This is a genomic window from Veillonella sp. 27098_8_77 (assembly GCF_041431535.1).
In the GTDB taxonomy this organism is placed as follows: domain Bacteria; phylum Bacillota; class Negativicutes; order Veillonellales; family Veillonellaceae; genus Veillonella.
On the sequence record NZ_JAPVXW010000004.1, the window covers coordinates 17,889 to 41,745 of the forward strand.

At 40.6% G+C, this 23,857-nt stretch carries 24 protein-coding genes; 23 read left to right on the top strand and 1 reads right to left on the bottom strand.

Features of this window, described 5'->3' with window-relative positions; all coding sequences use genetic code 11:
* Nucleotides 1–20: 20 nt before the first annotated feature.
* From O3617_RS03495 to O3617_RS03575, 17 genes are all read left to right on the top strand, one after another.
* Nucleotides 21–635, top strand: a complete 615-nt coding sequence (locus tag O3617_RS03495) for a hypothetical protein (RefSeq protein ID WP_371448702.1) — start codon at nt 21–23, stop codon at nt 633–635.
* Between the two features lie 24 nt (nt 636–659).
* Nucleotides 660–1,226, top strand: coding sequence for a hypothetical protein (locus O3617_RS03500; RefSeq protein WP_371448703.1), 567 nt, complete (start codon nt 660–662; stop codon nt 1,224–1,226).
* A 5-nt stretch (nt 1,227–1,231) separates the two neighbouring features.
* On the top strand, nt 1,232–1,789 hold the full coding sequence (locus O3617_RS03505; protein WP_371448704.1) for a hypothetical protein: 558 nt from the start codon (nt 1,232–1,234) through the stop codon (nt 1,787–1,789).
* Nucleotides 1,790–2,242: 453 nt separating this feature from the next.
* Nucleotides 2,243–3,163: a YadA-like family protein gene (locus tag O3617_RS03510; RefSeq protein ID WP_371448705.1), complete on the top strand. Its 921-nt coding sequence runs from the start codon at nt 2,243–2,245 to the stop codon at nt 3,161–3,163.
* A 340-nt stretch (nt 3,164–3,503) separates the two neighbouring features.
* Complete coding sequence (locus O3617_RS03515; RefSeq protein ID WP_371448707.1) at nt 3,504–4,628, top strand: hypothetical protein; 1,125 nt, start codon at nt 3,504–3,506, stop codon at nt 4,626–4,628.
* Between the two features lie 123 nt (nt 4,629–4,751).
* Nucleotides 4,752–6,005, top strand: a complete 1,254-nt coding sequence (locus O3617_RS03520; RefSeq protein WP_371448708.1) for a hypothetical protein — start codon at nt 4,752–4,754, stop codon at nt 6,003–6,005.
* Between the two features lie 283 nt (nt 6,006–6,288).
* A complete protein-coding gene (locus tag O3617_RS03525) occupies nt 6,289–6,642 on the top strand; it encodes a Spx/MgsR family RNA polymerase-binding regulatory protein (protein WP_005380753.1) in 354 nt (117 codons plus the stop codon).
* 9 nt (nt 6,643–6,651) lie between these two features.
* On the top strand, nt 6,652–6,975 hold the full coding sequence (locus tag O3617_RS03530) for a hypothetical protein (RefSeq protein WP_371448710.1): 324 nt from the start codon (nt 6,652–6,654) through the stop codon (nt 6,973–6,975).
* Between the two features lie 20 nt (nt 6,976–6,995).
* Nucleotides 6,996–7,163, top strand: a complete 168-nt coding sequence (locus O3617_RS03535) for a hypothetical protein (protein ID WP_371448712.1) — start codon at nt 6,996–6,998, stop codon at nt 7,161–7,163.
* A 37-nt stretch (nt 7,164–7,200) separates the two neighbouring features.
* Nucleotides 7,201–7,626 (top strand): hypothetical protein, encoded by a 426-nt coding sequence (locus O3617_RS03540; RefSeq protein WP_301835040.1) that lies wholly within the window; start codon nt 7,201–7,203, stop codon nt 7,624–7,626.
* Nucleotides 7,627–8,116: 490 nt separating this feature from the next.
* Nucleotides 8,117–9,823, top strand: a complete 1,707-nt coding sequence (locus O3617_RS03545) for a heavy metal translocating P-type ATPase (RefSeq protein WP_371448714.1) — start codon at nt 8,117–8,119, stop codon at nt 9,821–9,823.
* A gap of 126 nt (nt 9,824–9,949) precedes the next feature.
* Nucleotides 9,950–10,540, top strand: a complete 591-nt coding sequence (locus O3617_RS03550; protein ID WP_371448716.1) for a nitroreductase — start codon at nt 9,950–9,952, stop codon at nt 10,538–10,540.
* Between the two features lie 217 nt (nt 10,541–10,757).
* Nucleotides 10,758–10,973: a hypothetical protein gene (locus tag O3617_RS03555; protein ID WP_371448717.1), complete on the top strand. Its 216-nt coding sequence runs from the start codon at nt 10,758–10,760 to the stop codon at nt 10,971–10,973.
* 414 nt (nt 10,974–11,387) lie between these two features.
* Nucleotides 11,388–11,909, top strand: a complete 522-nt coding sequence (locus O3617_RS03560; protein ID WP_371448718.1) for a MarR family winged helix-turn-helix transcriptional regulator — start codon at nt 11,388–11,390, stop codon at nt 11,907–11,909.
* Between the two features lie 89 nt (nt 11,910–11,998).
* Nucleotides 11,999–12,430 (top strand): hypothetical protein, encoded by a 432-nt coding sequence (locus O3617_RS03565; RefSeq protein ID WP_275249458.1) that lies wholly within the window; start codon nt 11,999–12,001, stop codon nt 12,428–12,430.
* 183 nt (nt 12,431–12,613) lie between these two features.
* Nucleotides 12,614–13,384 carry a carboxymuconolactone decarboxylase family protein gene (locus O3617_RS03570; protein WP_371448719.1) on the top strand — a complete coding sequence of 257 codons (771 nt, stop codon included), beginning with the start codon at nt 12,614–12,616 and terminating at the stop codon, nt 13,382–13,384.
* A 60-nt stretch (nt 13,385–13,444) separates the two neighbouring features.
* A complete protein-coding gene (locus O3617_RS03575; RefSeq protein WP_371448721.1) occupies nt 13,445–14,077 on the top strand; it encodes a site-2 protease family protein in 633 nt (210 codons plus the stop codon).
* Between the two features lie 225 nt (nt 14,078–14,302).
* Here O3617_RS03575 and O3617_RS03580 read toward each other — a convergent pair whose 3' ends face one another.
* A complete protein-coding gene (locus O3617_RS03580; RefSeq protein ID WP_371448723.1) occupies nt 14,303–14,536 on the bottom strand; it encodes a (2Fe-2S)-binding protein in 234 nt (77 codons plus the stop codon).
* Between the two features lie 161 nt (nt 14,537–14,697).
* Here O3617_RS03580 and O3617_RS03585 point away from each other — a divergent pair, with 161 nt between their 5' ends.
* The 6 genes from O3617_RS03585 to O3617_RS03610 all read left to right on the top strand — a co-directional run bounded on the left by O3617_RS03585 (nt 14,698) and on the right by O3617_RS03610 (nt 23,342).
* Nucleotides 14,698–15,846, top strand: a complete 1,149-nt coding sequence (locus O3617_RS03585) for a glycoside hydrolase family 3 N-terminal domain-containing protein (protein ID WP_371448724.1) — start codon at nt 14,698–14,700, stop codon at nt 15,844–15,846.
* A gap of 141 nt (nt 15,847–15,987) precedes the next feature.
* Nucleotides 15,988–17,139, top strand: coding sequence for a lactaldehyde reductase (gene fucO / locus O3617_RS03590; RefSeq protein ID WP_371448725.1), 1,152 nt, complete (start codon nt 15,988–15,990; stop codon nt 17,137–17,139).
* A gap of 156 nt (nt 17,140–17,295) precedes the next feature.
* On the top strand, nt 17,296–19,038 hold the full coding sequence (locus tag O3617_RS03595; RefSeq protein ID WP_371448726.1) for an RNA-binding domain-containing protein: 1,743 nt from the start codon (nt 17,296–17,298) through the stop codon (nt 19,036–19,038).
* A gap of 76 nt (nt 19,039–19,114) precedes the next feature.
* On the top strand, nt 19,115–20,659 hold the full coding sequence (locus tag O3617_RS03600; protein ID WP_371448727.1) for a ClC family H(+)/Cl(-) exchange transporter: 1,545 nt from the start codon (nt 19,115–19,117) through the stop codon (nt 20,657–20,659).
* A 600-nt stretch (nt 20,660–21,259) separates the two neighbouring features.
* A complete protein-coding gene (gene larA, locus O3617_RS03605) occupies nt 21,260–22,534 on the top strand; it encodes a nickel-dependent lactate racemase (RefSeq protein WP_371448728.1) in 1,275 nt (424 codons plus the stop codon).
* 10 nt (nt 22,535–22,544) lie between these two features.
* Entirely contained in the window at nt 22,545–23,342 is a 798-nt protein-coding gene (locus O3617_RS03610) for a sulfite exporter TauE/SafE family protein (protein WP_371448729.1), read from the top strand.
* Nucleotides 23,343–23,857: the final 515 nt, after the last annotated feature.

Below are 23,857 nucleotides of genomic sequence, written 5' to 3' on the forward strand. Positions count from 1 at the left end.
AACGAAAAGGCCATTTCTACATGTTATTAGTTTATGAGGTGAGTCTATTGAAACATATGCTTGTAAAACTCTTATTAAGTTCTATCCTTATCATTGGTTGTATGGGACAAACTGCGTTTGCCAAAACTGATGATGCAGGTGTCTTAGCCGGATTAGAATCTAATTCGGATATGTATTCTTATTTGAATTATTACCATTATTCCTTATGGCTAGCGGATCATCGTTATTCTCATCATGATATGTATATCTCTTCTGACCAATCCGTTATTATTTCATTATGGGATTATAGTACACCACCGAGTATGATATATATTACAAAATCAGGATATGAAACCAATAAAGGGGCCATGGTAGGGATGACGAGAAGCAAAGTAGAATCCCTTTACGGACCGCTTCTTGAGGATACTGAATGGGGACGACCAGCCGAACCATATGGAGACATCTATCCTGGATATGATACATATACAGGGTACTATGTGGGCGAATACGTAGGTTATCACAATGAAGGCTTATCTTTTGTGTTCAATAAGTATACAAATCAAGTCGTATTGATTCGGTACCAACATGATCGACATGGTAATAGTAATGTATTAAGCGATGTAAAAGAATATAACTTATTACCTTATTTGTTATAGTGTATGAAGTTTTAGGAGCTTTTTATGTTAAAACGTATTTTTATAATGTTAGCAGTAGCGCTAGCTTTCACCATACCTAGCCAAGCGATATCGATACAGGAACTCAAGTCATCACCGCAGTTTAAGGTGATGTATGAGGTAACGCCTGATGTTCCTAATGCAGATGAGCATACTACGTGGTATTTAGATACGAGATCCATAGAGGTATTAGAGTATGCGCCACCTATGTATAAAATTAAAGCCACGGTATATAATGAGTACCAATCGCCGCGGAAACATGTCATTTTTAGTGATTCTTGGATTGTGTCCTATGATACTCGTTTGTCGCTAGCAAGTCAGGTATATCGCGCGAAACAAGCGGGTGCTTCGTTGACGACAGTTATTGATGCGGCACAGACGAAAACCGGTATGACGGGCACTGAGGAACCATTGGGGAAATTCTCTTTTGACGGACAGTCCCTGCCGGTTCAGGTGAAAGCCTCGACTCGTGCTATTGTGCGCATGGCGCCTAATACAACACGCTATGATATAGCAGATACATTATTCTATGAAGCGTATCATATGCATTTTGAGGATGTGGTGGTGAAATGAGGCCTATGATGAAAGTACTATATATAGCAATGGCGTTGGCGCTGTCTTGTGTGGTGCCCGCGCATAGCATGTCCATGCAAGAATTACAAAACACGAGCCGCTTCGAAATGCTTCATGGCTTTGGTGAAAGCGGCAATGGTGATGGCACCTTTATAGATAAGGACTCCATCAAGGCCTCTAACGGACTGAATGGAACTAAGCAAATTGCCCTCACACAGTATGTGCTCATGCCTGCTGGAGATATAATTCAGGAAAAGCAGGTTCTATACACCTTTGATACAAAGTATTCTTTTGCGAATCTCATAAAGAAGCTCGGGACCAATCAGTTAGAATCATATAAAGATCTATGGTTGTCTAAACAAAAGAATTCAGGGATTTCATCTACTATTATTGATTTTAAAGAGTATCATATAGATGGGAACCGGTATGATACACAACGTGAAGCAATACACAGACGAATGGCAACGGCCCCTGTAGACTTTGGATTCGCAGGATACCTCTTGGCGAACCGTTTGTATGAACATGTGTACGGCTTGCAATTTGATGATGTAGTTGTGAAATAGGTTGTGCTTATTTGTCTAGCAATAGAATTTAAATCATACATTTTTTTGAATAAAATGGAATTTAATTTCCTAAATAGTAGGGTTTTAGTGTAAAATTGAAAGTAAGTTACATACTATTGTGTCCGCATGAGAGGAGACCCTTATGTCTAAAAAGAAGATTATCATTGCCGTACTTGTAGCCATTGTGGCTATTGCTCTAGGTTAGTATTTCTTGTATTTCACAAAAACACCTGTCTATTCCTTGCTCTTGTAGAACAACATGAAAAACAAGGTAAGGGAAAATAGATGAAAACAAAATGAAAATATATCATTGACGTAAAAATAAGTAACTCTTATAATAATAACTGTATAGTTTTGTCAGGATGTATCTCTATTCATAAGGGTCCATAACTGGAAATCTATAAAGATATGTTGTGTGTGACTGAGACCGTGTGGGCTAGAGGGAGAGTTATTATGAATAAGCGATTGTTAGTGTTAGCGGCAATGATGTCTATTTGGAGTATCAATGTTATGGGTGCATCTGTAGATGTGGGCACTGATACGATTAGAGTTGGTACACAACCCGCATCACAACCATTTGAAGGTACCACTATTTCAACAAATCAAATTATGCTTAATGAGAATTTTCCAGATGATAGTAATGAGCGTACAATTATTACACCTGGTAGTTTAGATGTATCGAATCAACAAAGTGGTATGCGTTTTGACCGTAGTGGATTAGTAATTTCTGATAGAGCGGCCGCTAGTTCACTGGCGCCAGATCCAGATACAAATCCAAATCCAGATCCAAGTACTGTGAAGATATATGCTACACAGGTTAATCCTACCGGCATAACTGTTAGTGATGGTCAACCAAATGGCCTTATGCTGACGTATGATGGTGAGGCTGGTATTCATGCAGGGAATATGCAAATGCATGATGTAGCTGCTGGTGTTGCGGATACAGATGCTGTCAATGTGAGTCAATTACGTGATGCTACTAGTCAAATTAGTAATGTTATGATTAATGTAGATCATAAAATTAATAAGGCTGGTGCTGCGACGGCTGCTTTATCTGGATTGCATTATTTGGACTATAATCCAAATGATAAATGGTCCTTTGCAACTAGTGTAGGACATTATAAAAATACAACAGCTGGCGCTATTGGTACCTCCTATCAACCAAATGAAAATACTATGGTTCATCTTGGTGTGGCATTAGGTAGTGAAAGTACATTCAACCTTGGCGCTTCCTTTAAATTAGGCTATCAAGATCCTACCTTAAAAATGAGCCGTTTTGAAATGGCACAGCAAATTAAAGATTTACAAGCTGATAATGCGGATTTACGTGCTGAAATAAAAGAAATTAAAATGGCACTACAAAAGCTTCATTAGTTTATAAACTTGTTGTGGGTAATCACTACACATACAAACAGCCAGTACTGCGATTGCGGTACTGGCTGTTTGTGTATCTTATGATAGTAGACTGGTTGTATTTAATTTTTTACTCAGCGATTCTCTGGAAACACAACATGTTGCTGTAGTTTATATTTAGGAGCTATAACAATACATAGATTCTTTTTGTTAAGTATAATTATATAATATTCCTATAGTTTAAACAGTAATGAGTTTGCATCCCTCTATGCACTAAATTTTACACATCTAGTCATTTATACTAAAGGTGTAAACAGCGTTAGCTTTCATCAAGATTAGTAAGGAAAAAGGGGGATGTCCTATGAATCAAGGTTTAGTGCGCCAAATTAATGATATCGTTAGACTCTATCGCAAAGCGCGGATGGGTATGCTCATCGTGATTAGCAATCCCGTAGGTCAACGTGGTCCGACGCCGCCGTTGGCATGGCAGTATATAGTTGGTCGAAATTGGTATAAGCATACGATTCATGGCACGGCGTCTGTGAATGGTGTACATGGACAGCAGTCTGTGGAGATGACCTTGTTTGCATGGCCTGAGAATAGGATTGTAGATTGGCACAGCGTGGGTGGTTGGCACACGCAGCAATATGGGTATTCTTGCGTGCTCTGCGTATCGCCTACGGGGCACACCAAGATGCTTCGGTATGATCATGGTAAGATGCGGTATGGCGATGACTTAGGGGACTGGGACCCTCATCAGATTGAGGTCTATGGCAGCACTGTTTTAGGTGAAAGCTACACCTGTACGGGCATTGATGCTGATTATCGGCGTATGCAATTCCCTGAGTTTAATCGTCAAGATGGCACTCATTTTGGTGCTTTATCTGATTATATTGGCAGTGAATATATTTTACTATTCCCAAAAACGCGTATTGAGTTAGTACGTAGAGGAATATGGCGCCATTCAATTGAAGACCTCGCCAATATATGCAATGTACCAGTTGATATAGTGGAACAAACCTATCGCGATACGCCTGATGATCCAACGGAATATAGGGAAACCTTTTATGCTCTGTATGTGCGAAAATCAAGATTACAAGAAGTATTTGGCGTTTTTAAACGGATCCTTATGACTAGAGCAATTCCTTGGATGCTTTGCATCACACCAAGAGGGTATATGTATCATATTTCTCCATGTACTAATAGTGATACGGGGCTAACAACAAGCACCTCACCTAACATTGCATATGACCCACATGCCGATGAATTTTTGGCCCTTCTCGCTAAAGATAGATGGGAACTATGTGGTAACTATGGACTATTTTCACTCGATACATATAAATCATTTATGGAAACACAAGATTGTTACATCAAAACGATTGTGCCAGACCCAGAATTTACCTATTGTCCTCCATCAGTTTTGACCGTCATAGCAGGGCACAATATGATTCAGAACTTGCTGAAAACACCGTGCGTATGGGCATAAAAAGAGCATATATATCGTCAAATACGAATAAACCATAAAACAATAGGCACAGTGCTTCTTAGTATAGTATACTTATACTAAGAAGTATTGTGCTTATTTTATGTTGAGAGAAGAGGGTATAGTATGATACGGCGTAGTTTATTTATGATGGCGATGGCAGTAGCTTTCACTACGAATGTTAATGCCGTAGAGATAGCGGTACCGGTAGGACAACCTCCTGTACCTGGTGCAGACAGGAAAATTTCTGCAAATGCCTATGAAAATTATTCACATATCAATGAGCCGGCTGTTAAGGAGGTAGACGCATATGTGGCGTATGTTAAGTCTCATCCGAGAGCCTCAGATTCATTGATAGCAAAAATTAATCAAGAGAAACCTGGATATGATAAAGCTGTTAGATTAGCAGAGTTTTCACAATCTACTGTTGTTTTGGTGCATGACAAAGCCAATGCGATTCGTTTCTCTGTGCCTGATGTTAGTATTCGAGGTGATGTAATTACGTCGAATACAGAAAAAGGACCATTATATGCTGTTCGGAGCCTTACTGGATTTTTGCTTGTAGGTCCTCCTCATAGTAAGCAAATAAAGGGTTATGAGCATGGAAAGTATACATATGACAATTTAAAACAGGCTTCTTGGAAATTTGTGGCTGATGCTAAAGAACATGTGATGTATACTGAATTCACTCCGTTTAATTCCAACCATACGTATGGCATTACATATGGCCGTTCTGTGACGAAGAATGATCCATTCCAAAATCAACCTGCTGAAGTAGTTATGAGCAATTATATTATTCCGTCGATTGAATCGCTAGCAGGATTGGATTCTTATTCTAAGACTGAAAGCTGGGGTAATTTTACGTATCGTATTCCTAAAACGGCCAAATTGGTTGGTCAAACTCTAGAAGAAGGTCGGTATGAGGTGCGGACCTATGAAGATAAGGGAATCACGATTCGTGTTATACGTCATGTATTTAAGAAAGATCATATAGATCGTTCTAGCGCCACACCTCAAATACTGTGGTTTTTGGATAAATATGGCGACCTTGATTTATCTACACAATATGCTACCGTATGGAACAACGGCTTGCCAGGATTCTTAATTGATCGTCAAATAAACAAAGGTAACTCATACTTGAGACACTATACAAAAGATTCAGTATATGCTTATAGTTATCGAATTCTTTATGATGAAAGTATATCCTCATATAATCATAAACAACTGAGAGATATGATAGAATATGTAGGCTTTGATAATACAAGAACACTTCAAAAGGAACCTCAATGGAGAGTACATAGAAACTATAAGAAGCAGTTAGAAGCAAATCCGGTCTATATTCCTTGGTATATGAAGAAAATAGCACTTTATAATCAGTAAGATTATAGGACGTCTATGGACGCCCTGATTTTATCGACTTTAATAACCGGTGGTTTTATGGATATCTTAGATGTAATAGCGATAACATTCGAGGTATATTCTTTGAACATAATGGTAGCAAGGTGACGAAGATTATCATAAGCGATAATTAAAAAGACGCTATTCCTGTAGACGATATGTAAATAGACGATATAAAATAATAAATTGAAATTAATCGATATATCTGCTACACTATACATATAAATAATGATTCTTAGTGTTATATGTAGATAAAGGAGTTCCTATGTTATTTGTAGAATATCCCAAATGCACAACTTGCAAAAAAGCAAAGAAGTTCTTAGACGATCATCACATTGAATATACGGACCGTGATATTAAATCTGAAAACCCTACAGCTGAGGAAATCGCTGCATGGTATCCTCAATCTGGTAAGGATTTGAAAGCGTTCTTTAACACGTCTGGCTTGATTTATCGTGAGCAACAATTAAAGGATAAGTTGCCAGGCCTTAGCGAAGAGGAAAAATTAGCTTTGTTGGCATCCAACGGTATGCTCGTAAAGCGTCCAATTTTGGTATTAGAAGACAAGGTCTTGGTAGGCTTTAAAGAAAAAGAATGGATGGAAGCTCTCAATTTGTAAAAAGTGTATATGCGATTTTTAGTGTGTGTATTGTGTGGACTATTACTGGCTCCTACTGTGTGGGCCAGTGATAAGGCGCCATCTACGAAAAATGGACAAGTGAATACTGAGGAATTTCATATTTCGCCGGCCTATTTGCCGGACCATCAGATTGGTGAAAGCGGACCGCTGGTGATGGATACAACAGAGCGTAAAACGACGCGGTATTCTAGTGTTGATGCGGTGAATTCCGCTATCAATGCGGTGGCTGTGTCCAATATTAATCATGATATGCATACCAATGGTAAGGCGTGGATGAAAATGGATTGTGAATTGGCACTGAACTGCAACTGACACCGCGCGTGTCCATTGATATGGGATTTAATAAACCGGAATATACCTCTGGTAGCACTTATGGTAAAATCATGTTCCGCCTTGCTGGTGCCGACATGGCGTGGTACGGTGGAAAACACAAACTCGATACAGAATCTACAATACGATCTAAAATGCTTGAAACAGTAAAACGTAAAAATATGCTATAATTAATATACTATTTATAATTTAGAGAGAGTGTTTATTATGCATATTACCAAGCCCCTATTATGGCTATTAGAACCGTATATCGTATATAAAGCCTATTTGTGGGGGCTTCGTTTTTATTCGCATCCTGTGACCTGGGAAGGGGAACCTGACTGGTTTTCTTTAACGTTGACCACATTGCTCGCCATTGATGCTATTGTATTGCCGCTATTACTGCTATACCTGCCTGCATGCAATCCAGATAGGGACGTTCCACGATGGATTATAAAAATCGTCAATCCTCTAGATCGTTTTGTGGCTTGGGTTGAAAGTAAACAACTTGGATCTGTGTGGATGAAAATTATCGGCGCCTTATGGGCCTTTTTTATATACCTTGTGCCTGTCTATATTGGTGGACAATTAGCTATGGCCGTTGTGGTAGCACTTATTTATGATGTACTCACCTGGGCAACTATGCAGGTGTAATCCATGAATATTGGGGGCAAGGCATCCCTTACAAAAATATAGAAATAAAAAAATCGAGACTAGTTAATTAATTTCTAATCAACTAGTCTCGATTTTTTATTTTCTAGACACTATTAGGTCCTTTTAGAATTACTACAGGCCTGTTCTAATTTGTAGGATACGTATATTTGTCTATTGGCTCTTATCTCCAAGTGTGAGAATTAGGAATACAATGGATAGAATACATGAATAACTGCTCATGTATTTGTGTAATAAACACATGCAAAATTAGAATACAGTTAATAAAATCAGTAATTATATAGCTTTATCCCGTTTTACAACAAAATATGAATAAGTGTACATATATTTGTCATTGAAAATATACCCTATAGGGTATATAGTGTAGACAATAGGTATACCCCTATAGGTATAAAACAAAAAATAAATACTTATAGGTATAAAAACACAAGAAATATATTGATTTATTTATAAGTTTTCACAGGAGGTACATATGGTAACGTGGAATGAAGCAAAAGAATGGTTCGCAGATTATAGTGAACAAGTGACATTGGCTATCGGTGGCATTGGCGTAGTATTGAGTTTGGCCGGTATCCGATTGGGATTGCCCTTCGATTTAGCATGGCTCGCCATCATTTTTAATGGTCTACCTATTGTGTGGGGCGCCGCAGAGGCGATGTATAAGGAATTTGACGTAAAAGCAGATTTGCTCGTATCCTTAGCCCTTATCGCAGCGGTGGTTATCGGCGAATACTTTGCAGCCGCGGAAATTGCTTTCATCATGCAACTCGGTGCGATGCTCGAAGATTTCACTGTATCCAAGGCACAAGCCGGCATTGAACGTCTTGTTAAGTTGACACCTACAACGGCGCATGTTGTACGCAATGACAAGGAGCAAGTTGTCTCTGCAGATATCGTTTCAGTTGGCGACGTGATTCGCGTGTTGCCTGGCGAAATCATCCCTGTAGACGGTACGATTCGCATGGGTACAACATCGGTAGACCAATCCGTTATGACTGGCGAATCCATGCCGGTCGATAAGGTGGTCGGCGACGACGTGTTCTCCGGTACTGTTAACCAATTTGGCGCCTTCGATATGGAGGCTACAAAGGCCGGCGAAGATAGTTCTATCCAACGTATGATTAAGCTCGTTAAAGAAACGGATCCAGGCAATGCGAAAATCGTAAGTCTTGCAGACCGTTGGGCTACATGGATTGTGGTGATGGCCCTTATTACAGCGGTTGGTACGTATGTGGTAACTGGCGAAATGATCCGCGCCGTGACGATTCTCGTTGTGTTCTGTCCTTGCGCGTTGGTGCTTGCAACGCCTGCCGCTATCATGGCCGCTATTTCGAATGCTAGTAAGCACGGTTTCCTCGTGCGCCGTGGTCACATTATGGAAGAATTGTCAAAGGTTGATACCATCACATTCGATAAAACAGGTACCTTGACTCATGGCCGTCCTCAAGTGACCGCTGTGACGTCTGTTGGTTCTATGACCGACGACGATTTATATCATTTGGTGGCCTCTATCGAGCAAAAATCTGAGCATCCATTGGGTAAGGCCATCGTGTCCGATTACACATCTCATCATGAAGCGCCTTTGGCAACCGTTGAGGATGTTACCATCGTTCCTGGTAAGGGCCTTGAGGCTACTATGAATGGTGAAAGCAGCACGCGCGTTCTCGCTGGTAATGCGGTGATGATGAACGTGTCTGGTGTTACTATTCCTGATTCTGTGAAAGCTGATGCTGCATCGTATTTAGGCCGTGGTGCCTCTATCATTTATGTGGCTGTGAATAATGTCTTGGAAGGCTTTGTGGCCTTGGCGGACCGTGTTCGTTCTGAAAGCCGTGATGTAGTAGATGATTTACATAGTCTTAATGTGACACCTGTATTGCTTACCGGCGATCATGGCACAACGGCACAACACATTGCAAAACGACTCAATATGAGCCATGTTATAGCAGATTGTTTGCCAGAAGATAAGATGAACACTGTATCTAGATTGCAACAAGAAGGCCATGTAGTAGCTATGGTTGGCGATGGTGTTAACGATGCACCAGCCCTCAAAAAAGCCAATGTTGGTATCGCCATGGGTGGCATGGGCAGCGATATTGCTGTAGAAGCATCTGATATCGTCCTCGTTAACGACACGATTGCTGAAATGCCTCATATTGTTATTATCTTGGAAATATAAAACTAATTCTGACGAAGACAGAAATCCATATGTAGGAAAACTTGTAAGCAATCAATAATCTATATGTAGTAAAACTTGTAAGCAATCAATCATTCATAGTAGAATACTCTCAAAAGGAGGTTTATCATGAATACATTAGAATGCATAAAAACACGCCACAGTACGCGTAAATTCAAATCTGAACCGGTTGCACAAGAATTGCTCGACACCGTTATCGATGCAGGTCGTCGCGCGCCAACAGGGGGCAACTTACAGCCTACACATTTCATGGTCATTACCAATCCTGATGTGTTGAACGAATTAGTAACCCTTGTCCAAGAAGAGTATGGTAAAACGGAAGTAACGGAACAAACACCGCCATACATGGTGAATATCATCAAAATGTCCAAAGAGGGCAAATTTGTATTCCATTACAATGCACCGGTACTCATCGTATTGGCTCATAAACCTGTGCTAGCCAATAATTTCTCTGATACGGCTTGTGCTATGGAAAACATGATGCTTGTTTGTAACGAACTAGACTTAGGATCCTGCTGGGTTAACCAATTGCGCCACCTACAAGACAACGAACGCTTAATTAAACGCCTCCGTGAACTCGGCATGGGCGATGATGAAAAAGTATACGCTAGCCTTGCACTTGGCTATCCAGATTTGCCAAACGGATTAAACCGCAGAGAACTCGACATCAAAGGTAATCCTGTAACCTATATTGACTAATAACTATATAGTAAAGGGTCGCGTAAGCGGCCCTTTTTGTTTCTTATATAATGGATTTTATTCTAAAAAACATTAGGAACTTATAATAACCGCAAATTTAGTACTTGCCAATATACCTATACGGGTATATAGTATACATAAGAATTAATACCTATGGGGGTATAAAAATATTATTACTAATATTTTTACTAATGATACGGTTTAGTTGGAGGCAACTATGGTAACTCGAAGCACAATAAAAGACTGGTTTGTAAATCATACGAAATCAATACGAATGGTAATGAACACATTAGATCATACAGATGTAGTATCTATGCCTGTTATGCCCATCCAATGGAATAGCGTATCGCAAGAAGCTTTAACCTGGACCATGCTCGTCGACATGGCTGCGGTAGACGATAAAACAACTCATACCAATACATACCATAATTAAGGATAAATATATTTTTAATATCAAAGGGTGCATGGGATTGCATATCGAAAATAAGTTTTTGATGTGCAATCCCATGCACCCTTTTCTTTATAATCTTTATAAATTCCTAATGGATTCTAATATAAAATGCTATATTGCGATTAGCTAAATATAGATTAGCGTTCATGGCGGATGTGTGGGTGTTTTGAAGCCGACTTTGGCCCTGCGGAGCCCGCAGGGCGGAGACAGACCTGGCCGGTGGAGGCTGAGGAATACCCACACATTCGCCATACTAATTTATATGTTGTCTTAAGCAATATAGCATTTTATTCTTGAAACTCATTAGGAATTTACAAAGATGTATTGACCGCTTAATGGAAAATTGTGTACAATTATTTTAGAAATATTAATGTGTGTGTAATGGAGGGCTAGTTAATGGCAAAAATAGGTACATTGGCAGGTTATGATCGCGTTTCAGAGGTTCCAGAAGATGATTATTTAATGTTGGAAAATCAATTGGGATTTCCTTTGTATGTAGTAGCTAAGGAACTCGTAAATGCTTATCGTCCACATTTGGAACCTTTGAATTTAACATATACTCAATACATTGTCATGATGGCATTGTGGCAATATGGTGAATTATCCGTTAAGGAATTAGGGCAAGTGTTGCGCCTTGATTCCGGTACATTGACGCCATTGCTTAAAAAATTAGAACTAAAAGGGTTCTTAAAACGTAAACGTAGTCGTAATGATGAACGGGTGGTAATGGTTACTCTTTCAGAAGAAGGCCATGCACTTCGCAAGGAAGCTATCGAAGTACCTAAGAGACTCGTAGCTAGTACGCAAGAAGTTTTTACTGTTCATGAAGCTGCTGAATTGAGAAAGTTGCTTAATAAATTATTAGATACCATCGATGCCGCTCATGGTGTTATCAATCCCGAAGATATTAAACGCTAAATAAATATGATATAATTTAATTAGATATTGTATTATTGGGTCATAGAGAGTAGACCTAGTGTTACCCGTTTAGGGTGGAGGCGAACATTATGAATAAGAAATTAGTTACTACATTTGCTCTTGCAGCAACATTATTAGTTGGTTCTGTAGCGAGTGCTGCTAACTGGAACGGTTTGGCAAATTACCCAGAAGTGCCAAACAGTGCGAACGGTACAGAAACTTACTACTTCGACAAAGCATCTCAATTTAATTTGATCGATGGTAGCCGCAACTATGTATTCGGTATTAATGTAGTAAATATGCATAACAACCAATACGGCGAAGCTACATTGTTCAAGTATATTGTGCATCCTAGCTTGCACACTGTATATCGCTTTGCTCCAGATGGTCAATTGTACCAAATCAATCCTGGCACAAACGAATTCAACATGTTCAAAGCTGCTTGGAAAGAAGTATATGGCACAGATTTTGCATTCCCTGATGTAAATGCTGTTCCTGCAACTGTAAACGTTCATGCATAATAATTAAATACTTATAATGATACGTATAATGGTGAAAGTTCTTTATAAGGGGCTTTCACCATTGTTGTATTTATATGAATGTATAGATATCATATAATTATGATGTTGATAGATTGTATGTTAGGTGAAAGCCTATTAACTGTATGTTAGGTGAAAGCTTAACAAGTATTTTAGGAGGTAAGGATGGCAAAATCTGAATTTGCGCAAGCCTATACGGAACGCATGTTCCCCGATATTGCATCGCCAGCAGGATATATAGACCCTGAGTTTGAAGATCTATTTGAAAACTTTGCCTTTCACGAGGTCATTACGGAGGATGGTTGTAATGTAGCAGCGCATAGTCGTTTTTTGGCTATTTTAGCTACCTTGGTTGGAGCCGGTGCTACAGACGAATATTCATTGATGATGCCAGCCGCAATAAATTTTGGTGTTATCCCCGATGAAATCGTAGAGCTCATTTATCAAGCGGTACCGTATCTTGGCATCGGACAGGTGCGTCCGTTCTTTAAAATTACCAATAAGATTCTTGATTATCGAGATGAAGAAATTCAAAACCCTCATCGCAGCACGATTACCAGTGAAAACCGTCTTGAAAAGGGTATCGAAAAGCAAGTGGAAATCTGGGGCGAAGGAATGCGGAACTTCTACCAATCAGGGCCAGAAGATACGCGCCATATCAATAAATGGTTAGCCAACATGTTCGGCGACTACTATACTCGTAAAGGCCTAAGCACTAAACAACGTGAGCTCATTACCTTCTGTTTCCTCATGGCCCAAGGCGGTTGTGAAGCGCAGCTTAAGGCGCATGTCATTGGTAATTTGAACGTAGGAAATGATAAGAGATTTTTAATTAGCATTGCCTCCCAATGTGTGCCGTATATTGGCTATCCACGCGTATTGAACGCATTATCTTGCATTAATGCGGGCTTTACCGAATGGGAAGCAAATCAGTAAATGGGAAATAAATCATTAAATGCTATACTAGCCAAGTTCTATTAGATAACAAGGAGTAATATGATTCTTTCTGGATTAAGTTTAATTATGATTATCGCGTCCATTCCGGCGCTGATCATTGCTGCTGCAGGGCATGAGTATGCTCACGCTAAGGCGGCAGATTTACTGGGTGACCCTACACCGCGTATGATGGGGCGACTTACGATGAACCCTTTTGTACACCTAGACCTCATTGGATCCTTGGCCTTAATCATAGGTGGATTTGGTTGGGCCAAACCAGTTGTGGTAAATCCTACCAATTTTAAGGACCCTCGCACTGATGATATGATTGTATCCATCGCAGGGCCTATGGCGAATCTTGTGATGGCCTTTATCGGCTACGTTGTTATGCGATGCCTGGAAGCAGCGAACTTGTTGGGCAATGACTCCTTATATCTCGTATTGCTTCTCATCGTTGTGTACAACATTAACTTTGCCATCCTAAATTTAATGCCTGTGCCACCCCTCGATGGCAGCCATATTTTGATGAATTTTCTGCCTCTGAAATGGCAAATCCATGTAGCGCGATTCAGCATGGTTTCCTTACTCATCTTAATCGTTATACTAAATTCACCGATTGCTTCGCACATCTTTGTGCCCTTGCAAAAATCTATTTTCTCTGGTTTTGAAAGCATCGTGAATTTGGTGCTATAACCCAACAAAACAGCCCTTTAAACTTAAAAAGCTATTAGTTGATTGTTTATGATCAACTAATAGCTTTTTGTGTTTTAGCAATTAGTACAGGCCTGTACTAATTTTAAAGAGCCCTATATATAGTTCCGCAAAATAGAACAGGCCTGTAGTAATTCTAATGAGCCTTATATATGGTCTTATAAAATAGAACAGGCCTGTTCTATTTTAAAACAAGGGGGGTCTATGTTAAATGCGGCCTTGTTCTTTGAGTTCGGCTAGTAATTTTACGATGCGTGGACCACAGCCCTTACCTCCACAGGCACCAGTGCCTGCTCGAGTTGCTTCTTTTACAGCTGGAAATGTATGAGCCCCATTAAAAATGGCCTCTTTAATCGTTTTGCGTGTAATGCTGCGACATGTACACACCTTTGTTAATTTGTCCAGAATTTCCTCTGGTACTTGGTTATTTTCAAATTCCATATATTCCTCTTGGACTCACATGAGTCATTACATACTAAATTATATCGAAACTTTGCGATATAGTTTAGTATAGCATAGATTATGGTGATTTGTATATCGTGAGCCAATCTGATATGAAGATGTTATACTATAAGCAATATAAATTATACTTGGAGGTTAATATGTTACGACGTATATTGGCAGTAACGATGATTGGTGCACTGGCACTGACATCTGGTTGTACATTCCATAATCCCTTTGCCAAGAAGGCAGAGTCTGTAACCTATGAAGCGGTAGTGCAGAGCGAGTTTTCACCAGAAGAAAAGGTAGATAAACTTGTGGCTAATATGTCCGATGCGGACAAGGTAGGCCAATTGTTGATGATTGGTATTCACGGCACAACCTTGAATGATGACGCGAAATTTATGCTTAACGAATATCGAGTGGGCGGCATTATTCTATTTGACCGCAATATGGAGAGCAAGAATCAGGTGAAAACGCTCATTACCGATATTAATAAGGCCGGTAAAAGTGCAGGTCTTACGCCATTGTTCATCGGCATCGACCAAGAGGGTGGCGCCGTGGCGCGCATGGAGGACAAGTTGATCAAGGTACCCCCTGCAGAAGAGCTGGGTCAAGGTTCTGTTGACCATGCAGCAAATCTAGCTAAACAAGTAGGGACTGAACTTAAGGACCTTGGATTTAATATTAATTTTGCGCCTGATGCGGACTTGGGATTAACTTATGGTCGCTCATATAGCACGAATCCCGACCAAGTTGTGAAATTTGCAGGCGTTGTGGGCAAAGCCTATGACGAATCCGGCCTATGGTATTCGTACAAGCATTTCCCTGGTATTGGCAAAACCGATGTAGACTTACATGCAGATAGTAGCGTAGTGCCTGTGTCTAAAGATACGTTGCTCGCTGAGGATACGAAGGTATTCGTAGACCTTATTCAACAGTCGAAACCAAATACATATATGATTATGGTATCCCATGCGATGTATCCACAAATTGACCCTGATCATCCGTCTAGCTTATCTAAGAAAATCATCACCGATTGGCTTCGCAAGGACATGGGCTATAACGGCGTCGTCGTTACCGATGATATGGACATGGGCGCCCTCGCGAAACACTATACCTTCGGCGATATGGCTGTTCAATCCATTCAAGCGGGCAGTGATATCTTGCTCGTATGTCATGAGTACGAACACATGCAAGAGGCCTATAATGGGCTTATGAAAGCCGTCAAAGACGGCACCATCTCTAAGGAACGGCTGGATGAGTCTGTGAAACGAATCTTGCTCATGAAGATGAATCATGAGATATAAATACTAGGTTAATCCATAGTATATAGTGTATTCATAACAACATATTTATAACCCTATACAGGACTTTTATAAACCGATAGAGAATTACTAAGTATAGTTATTCTCTATCGGTTTATTGTTTATTCGTTAGGAGTGAAGTGTATGTCTCGGAGAATTATGTTGAACGGCACGTCGTATTTTGGACAAGGTGCGATTCAAGAGATTGTAAACGAAATTAAGAATCGCCATTTTAAAAAGGCCCTCGTTACATCTACGCCTGACTTATTTGAGTTTAAGGTGGCTACAAAGGTTACGGATTTGCTTGATGCGGCAGGTATTGCTTACGATGTATATGACAATATTAAGCCGAATCCAACCATTGAAAATGTAACATCTGGTGTGGCTGCTTGTAAGGCAGCTGGTGCTGATGTGATCGTTGCTGTAGGCGGTGGCAGTGCTATAGACACGAGTAAGGCTATTGCTACGATTATGACGAATCCTGAATTTAGTGATGTGCGTAGCCTTGAAGGCGTGGCACCTACAAAACATCCATGCTTGCCGATTATTGCTGTATCTACTACATCCGGTACGGCTGCAGAGGTTACCATCAACTACGTTATCACTGACGTGGAAAAGAACCGTAAATTTGTTTGTGTAGACCCTCATGACATTCCAATTATTGCTATCATCGACCCTGATATGTCCGTGTCCATGCCAACAGGCCTATGTGCCTCGACGGGGATGGATGCACTCGTTCATGCCGTAGAAGGGTATATTACGAAAGGTGCTTGGGAATTAACTGATATGCTTCATTTGAAAGCTATCGAAATCATCGGTCGTTCCTTGCGTAGCGCAGTAGCTGGCGAATACGCAGGTCGTGAAGCGATGTCCGTAGGTCAATATATTGCGGGTATGGGCTTCTCTAACGTAGGCCTTGGCATCGTTCACTCCATGGCCCATCCATTGAGTGCGGTGTACGACATTCCTCATGGTAAGGCTTGTGCCATGCTATTAACAGCAGTATTGAAATTCAACGCCCCTGAAACAGGTGCTAAATACCGTGAAATTGCTCGTGTTATGGGCGTGCCTAATGTGGATGCTATGGATGAAAGCACCTACCGTCAGGCTGCTATCGACGTTATCCAAAAACTAGCCGACGATGTAGGCATTCCTAAATCCCTCAGCGCAGCTGGCGTAAAACGCGAAGATATTCCATTCCTCGCAGAATCTGCTTTCAACGACGCATGTACACCTGGTAATCCACGAGATGTAACTGTTGACGAAATCATTAGTATTTATGAATCTATATTCTAATTACGTGTAATCAATAACAATCTTGTACAGCATCTATATGGTGAATCATTAATCATATAGATGCTGTTCTTTTTTGCTCACGAATTCGTGAGTAAGATATTTACATAATGTAGATATAAGGATATACTGTGAGTAAAGAGGTCAGGAGGTGTGAAAATGAAGCATACTGGGCATACAAAGAATACAGAAAATATAGGGTTGATTGAAGATTTGCGAACGGAATTTAAAAGTGATGTTAAGAAACTTTCAGAAGAAACAATAGTCGAGGCCGTTGTAGCATTGGCAAATACAGAGGGTGGTACATTATATATTGGCGTAGAGGATGATGGGACTATTACGGGCGTGCATAAAAACCACCAGTCTACATCGGGGTTAAGTGCTATGATTTTTAATCGTACGGTGCCTAATGTTTCTGTTAGTACAGATATTATGTACAGTTTTACAAAACCTATTATTAGTATTGCGGTTCCAAAGAGTTATGAGTTGATTTATACGTCGAGTGGACGGGCATTACAACGACGGTTAAAAGGGGATGGTACGCCAGAAAATTACCCGATGTTTTTACGTGATATTCGGCGTTATATGGTAAATGCCTATGGTCTAGATGTGTCGGCCTATCCGGTGTTAGATGCGACATTTGATGATTTGTCCTTGCTTGAGTTTGAAAGAATGCGCTCCATGATTTCTAAGTATAGAGGAGATCAGTCGCTACTTGAGCTGGATAATTTGAAATTAGCTCAAGCCTTACAATTAGTACAAACCGTAGATGATACCGTTCACCCAACAATGGCTGGATTGATACTACTAGGTAAAGGCGAGCGAATCAGGGATTTAATACCGACTGCAGAGTCTGCTTTCACCATGATGAAAGGCACTAAATTAATTAGGAATGTATCAGAGCATATCCCTGCACTGCAGGCCATTGAGCACTGTATTGAATCGTTAGATTTAGTCAATATGATGACGGAACTATTTCCTGGCCCGGTTGCTGTTCGATTGATGGATATAGACCCTATTTCTTTTAGAGAGGCATTAGTAAATGCTTATTCTCATAGAGATTACACGGAAATGGGGCGCATTCGTGTTGAAATTAACGATGAGCAAATATCAATCACGAGTTCTGGCGATTTTATGCAAGGGATTACACCCAATTCCGTATTGTTTGCAGAACCTCGTAGTCGTAATACCGTATTAGCCGATGCTTTCAAACGAATCGGATTGGCTGAAAAGACGGGGCGTGGTGTGGATAAAATTATTGAACCATCACTATTTGCAGGGCGTCCGGTACCTCGATATGACGAGTCTACAAGTACTTATGTGCGCGTTGTTTTTGATAAGGCACCCGTAGATGATAATTTTGTTACCCTAATTGTACAAAATCAGGTCAAGTCCAACATGGAACTTAGCTTAAGAGGGTTAATGGTTTTGTATAGTATACGTAAACTCAAACAATCTAGTATGGACGATATTATCCATGATTGTCAGTTATCTCCTACTATCTGTGAAATGAATGTTCAACAATTATTAAAGATGAATATTATCCAATCGGTCGATATGGATGGTAAGCAGTTGTATTATTTGAATACTGCTGATTATGTATATCGATTACATGGAACCTCGCAAGTATATGATGTTACACCGACTTATGGAAATCCATATATTAAAGCCTTCCATTCGTTGCTCAATGCTGCTGATCAAGTGACGCGTACAGACGTGGCCAATGCACTAGGTATTTCTAAACCGCAGGCATATCGGCTGATTATGAAGTTATTCAATAAGGGTATTCTTGAAAAAGTAGGAAACGGCAAGTATACTAGTTATAAATATACTGATACGTATGTAGCGGAGAAACTTCGTTTAGAACGGATGACAGAGAAATCGTTGTTGCCGTCCATTTAGAGGATTTCGTTTTATTTGGAGAATTCTACATAGATTAGACTGATGTTCGATATGTTTTCCACGAGGAGGAGAATGCATGAAACTTTGGAAAATGAATAAACGCAGCTCTACCTTGGCGGATATGTCGATGAATCGCGTGTTATTATCTGAACTCATTGCTAAAGGGGCTTTGGTGGGTATTATTGCAGGGTTCTTCGGTGCAGCCTATCGCTATTTAATCCTTGAGTCCGAACATATCCGATGGCATCTAATGGGGAATATTTCCTTGGAATGGGCTATTGGTTGGCTTATTGCGATGGTCGTATTCGCCTTTATCGTTGATCGACTCTTAACGTGGGCTCCATTATCTGGCGGTTCCGGTATCCCTCAAATTGAAGGGGAAATGCTTGGCATGTTCGACATGAAGCCGTATCGTACGCTCATTTCCAAGATGATTGGCGGCGTACTAACCGGCTTTGCAGGATTTTCCGTGGGCCGTGAAGGGCCAGCCGTGCAAATCGGCGGCTCTGCCGGTAAAATCGTATCGTACTGGATGAACTCGGGCCTTCGTGAACAGCGAATTCTTACATCGGCTGGTGCCGGTGCGGGCTTAACTGCTGCCTTTAGTGCGCCTGTGTCAGGGGCTATGTTCGTCTTTGAAGAGGTGCATAAAAGCTTTTATCCGTACCTCGTCATTCCCACCTTCGTGGCTACGCTCATATCGAATTACATTACGGTAACCATCTTTGGCCTCACGCCGGCCCTCGGATTCTCCGTGACCTCAGGGATGCCTCTCAACTATTTTCCTGTTCTTCTTGGCGTCGGCGTTTTGATGGGTCTTTGCGGCGTATTATTTTGTCGCATGATATTTGCCTTTAAACGCTTCTTCGAGTGGATGAAATGCTCTCGTTTCTTAAAACTTGTGATTACTTTTGTGACTGTGGCCGTTATCGGCTTTGATTCCCAGCTTTTATTGGGCGGTGGCAATGATCTAGTAGGGCAGCTAGCCTTTCAGTCTCATGGCGTATTGCTCCTCGGCGGCATTGTGCTGGGTAAAATCTTGCTCACCACGTTTTGTTATGGCAGCGGCGCACAGGGCGGCATCTTTCTACCGATGCTTGTTATCGGTGCATCAGCCGGTGCTTTTTGTGAAAGCCTGTTTTCATCGGTAGGGTTAATATCTCCCGATTTCGTTCCACAATTCGTTATCTGTGCCATGGGGGGCATGCTAGCGGCCGCTATGCGTACCCCAATTTTGGCGATTTTACTCGTACTTGAAATGACGGATAGCTTTTCCAATATCTATGCTATTGGTATCGTGACTATCGTAGCATACTTAGTGGCAGAAATGCTGAAAGAACCACCTATTTATGATTCCTTATTACAAGCTATGAGCGGACAAAGCAATTTGGAAAATGTACAAACCTTCTTCCAAACCAAGGTGCCTGTAGTGGCATCCTATGTGGATACACAACTACAAGACCTCAACTTACCAGACGGCACCTTAATCGTCAGCATTCGCCGGAATGGAACATACATCGTGCCTTTAAACGATGTAAAACTACAACCGGGTGATGAACTACAAGTATCGTGTGAACGAGGACGATTAAAAGCAGCGAAATCTTATTTCCAATCTAATTAGTTTAAAAGATGTATAGGGCTGAGGCCCTATTAAAAAACTCCACCGGCCGGGTCTGACTTCGGCCTGCGGCCTTCGCAGGGCCAAAGTCGTTTTTTAGTAGGGCCTCAGCCCTTTATCATTTAGACCCATATAGATTGGAAATACGATTTAGCTGCATTGCCACAGGTAGTAGAGAAAAGGACCCGAAGTCGTTTTTTTGAGGTGGCTCACCTTTTTTCACATCTTCAGCTATAGATTGGAAATAAGATTTGGCTGCATTGCCACAGGAAATAGAGGAAAGAAAATGAATTGTTTAATTTGAGGTTACTGATTTTTATTATCCATAGTTAAAATGATATAGTTAAACTCTTTTTTGTTATAGTGTAGATAAATCTTTTTTTCAATCTAGGCTGAACTGAATTAGAAGATGTGAGAGCCCTCTGAAGGAATCGACTTTGGCCCTGCGGAGCCCGAAGGGCGTAGGCAGACCCGGCCGGTGGAGATTTCTTTAGAGGGTTCTCGCATTCCTAAGTATTTAAGTTTAATTGGATTGAGAATAAGATTTAGCTGCTCCTGAGTATTTCTGTTATACTTAATGTATATACAACAGGAGGTGCCGATATGAAGACGTATTCTTTTCCTTATGATTATAAAAGTGTAGATGTGTCTATTGATGAACGGTTCGTGCAAGGGGTTCTTGTGTCTAATGCGGCGGCGTATAAGGCGGAGAAGAGTCCAGCTGAGCTTGTTGAGGAGGCGCTTGATCACCCTATTAATAGTCCGTCTCTTGAATCATTGGTTGAGGGCAAACGTAATATGGTTATCATTACGAGTGACCATACGCGCCCTATGCCTAGTAAGGTGACGTTGCCGATTTTGCTCCGTCGCATTCGCGCGGTGAATCCGACGATCGATATTACGATTTTGATTGCTACTGGCTTTCACAGGGCCATGACGCATGAAGAGATGGTGCATCGGTTTGGCGAGGATATCGTGAATAATGAAAAACTCATCAATCATGATTCTGAGGATGCTGCGAATATGGTGGAAATCGGCACATTGCCATCTGGCGGTAAGTGCGTCATCAATCGCTTGGCGGTGGAAACGGAATTGCTCATCTCCGAAGGGCTTATTAATCCTCATTTCTTCGCGGGCTTCTCGGGCGGCCGCAAATCCGTGTTGCCTGGCGTTGCATCCAAGGTGACGGTGTTGGCTAATCATTGTGCCGAATTTATTGAAAGCGAGCATTCCCGGACTGGTAAAATCGATGAAAATCCGATTCACAAGGATATGTTGTACGCTGCACGAAAAGCGAATTTGCAGTTCATCCTAAATGTTATCATCGATAGTAAAAAGGAAATTATTAAGGCTGTAGCAGGTGATTGTGTGGATGCGCATAAGGAAGGATATGAGTTTATTCGTTCCTTGTCTTCTGTGAAAGCCATTCCTGCTGATATTGTTATCACTAGCAATGGTGGCTATCCATCTGACCAAAACCTATATCAATCCGTAAAGGGCATGACTGCTGGCGAAGCCTCTTGTAAGGATGGCGGTGTTATCATCATCGCTGCTTCCTGTAAAGAAGGTCATGGTGGTCAAGCATTATATGAGGCTTTCAAAAACATGGAAAGCCCTCAAAAAATCCTCGATGATATTCATGGTGTACCTCGCAATGAAACGAAGCCATATCAATGGAAAATTCAAATTTTAGCGCGTATTTTGAATCATTATAAGGTCATCGTTGTGACCCAAGATTGTGATCACCAAATTATCAGTGATATGCACATGACGCCTGCGTCTACATTGGATGAAGCATTGAGCATCGCCCGTGGAACTATGGGTCCGGATGCATCGATCACTATTATTCCTAATGGATCTACAGTGATTGTAGAGTAGAGGTATCCATATGACTGATAATATCGTTTTATTCTATCTATTTTTTATCGTAGTCGGATTTTTTACGGCTATGTTAGGGACTATTATTGGTGCTGGCGGTGGTATCGTGTTTGTACCTTTGTTTATGTACTGGTTCCCAGAGTGGTCCCCATCCATGATCGTTGGTACATCGCTGTTTTCTGTTATGTGTAATGCTATTTCAGGATCATTGGCATATCTTAAACAGAAAAAGGTATATATTAGTGCCGCTCTAATCTTTAGTGTAGCCACATTTCCAGGGGCTATTATAGGGGCTCAAATGTCTGATGAATTTTCTGGACCGGGATTTAAATTTGCCTTTGGTTGCTTTATGCTCTGTGCCTCATTTCTAATTGGCTTTAAGAACTTTGGTAAAAAAGGAGAACGTAAGGAAGAATCATTAACCAAGGAGCAGGTGACGTACAATAAACCAGTCGGTATTGGCATTAGTATTATTGTTGGGTTTATTTCTAGTATTTTGGGTATCGGTGGCGGGCTCGTGCACGTGCCGGCTCTTATCTATATTATGGGCTTTCCAACACATTTAGCAACCGCTACAAGCCATGCTATTTTGGCTGTATCTACGGCGGTTGGTGTTATTACCCATCTTGTAGAGAACCACATCGTATTTAATATTGCCATTCCTGCTAGTATCGGCGCCATATTTGGGGCCCAAGCAGGCGCTCAAATAGCAAAACGACTCAGGGCTAAGGCCATCTTGGCACTTATGAGCATCGGCGTATTTGCATTGGCGATTAAATTAATTATTGGATCTGGGATATTGTTTTAAGTAGGATAGATATTCATATACATTGCTTTTTAAAATTAGAACAGGCCTGTAGTAATTTATAAGAGCACTTAAATATGATGCTTTTACAAATAGAACAGGCCTGTACTAATTTATAAGAGTACCTATATAGTCTAAACATAAGAAAAATATATAAAAGGGCTGTAACAGAAATGAGATTACCTCATTTTTGCTACAGCCCTTTTGTCTGTACTTTTTAGCATCTATTCCTAAAACGCATAACTAATTTATATTGATAATTCCTAATGTGTAATATACAGGATACTAGGAAAATTTACATAAATATTCATATGTTGGTGTAGATCTGTATTCATGCTATAAACCTCTTAATCCCCATGAATACGCATATTGATAGGGGATACCCATAGGGGCTTTCATAAGTGGTTATCATATATTTTTATTGATGTGTGTTCCTAGGAAATGCACTTGTTTTTCTGGTAAATGAAATCAACTTTCAACTAAGTCGTATTTTGTATTGCGTATCTATAGAATTTATA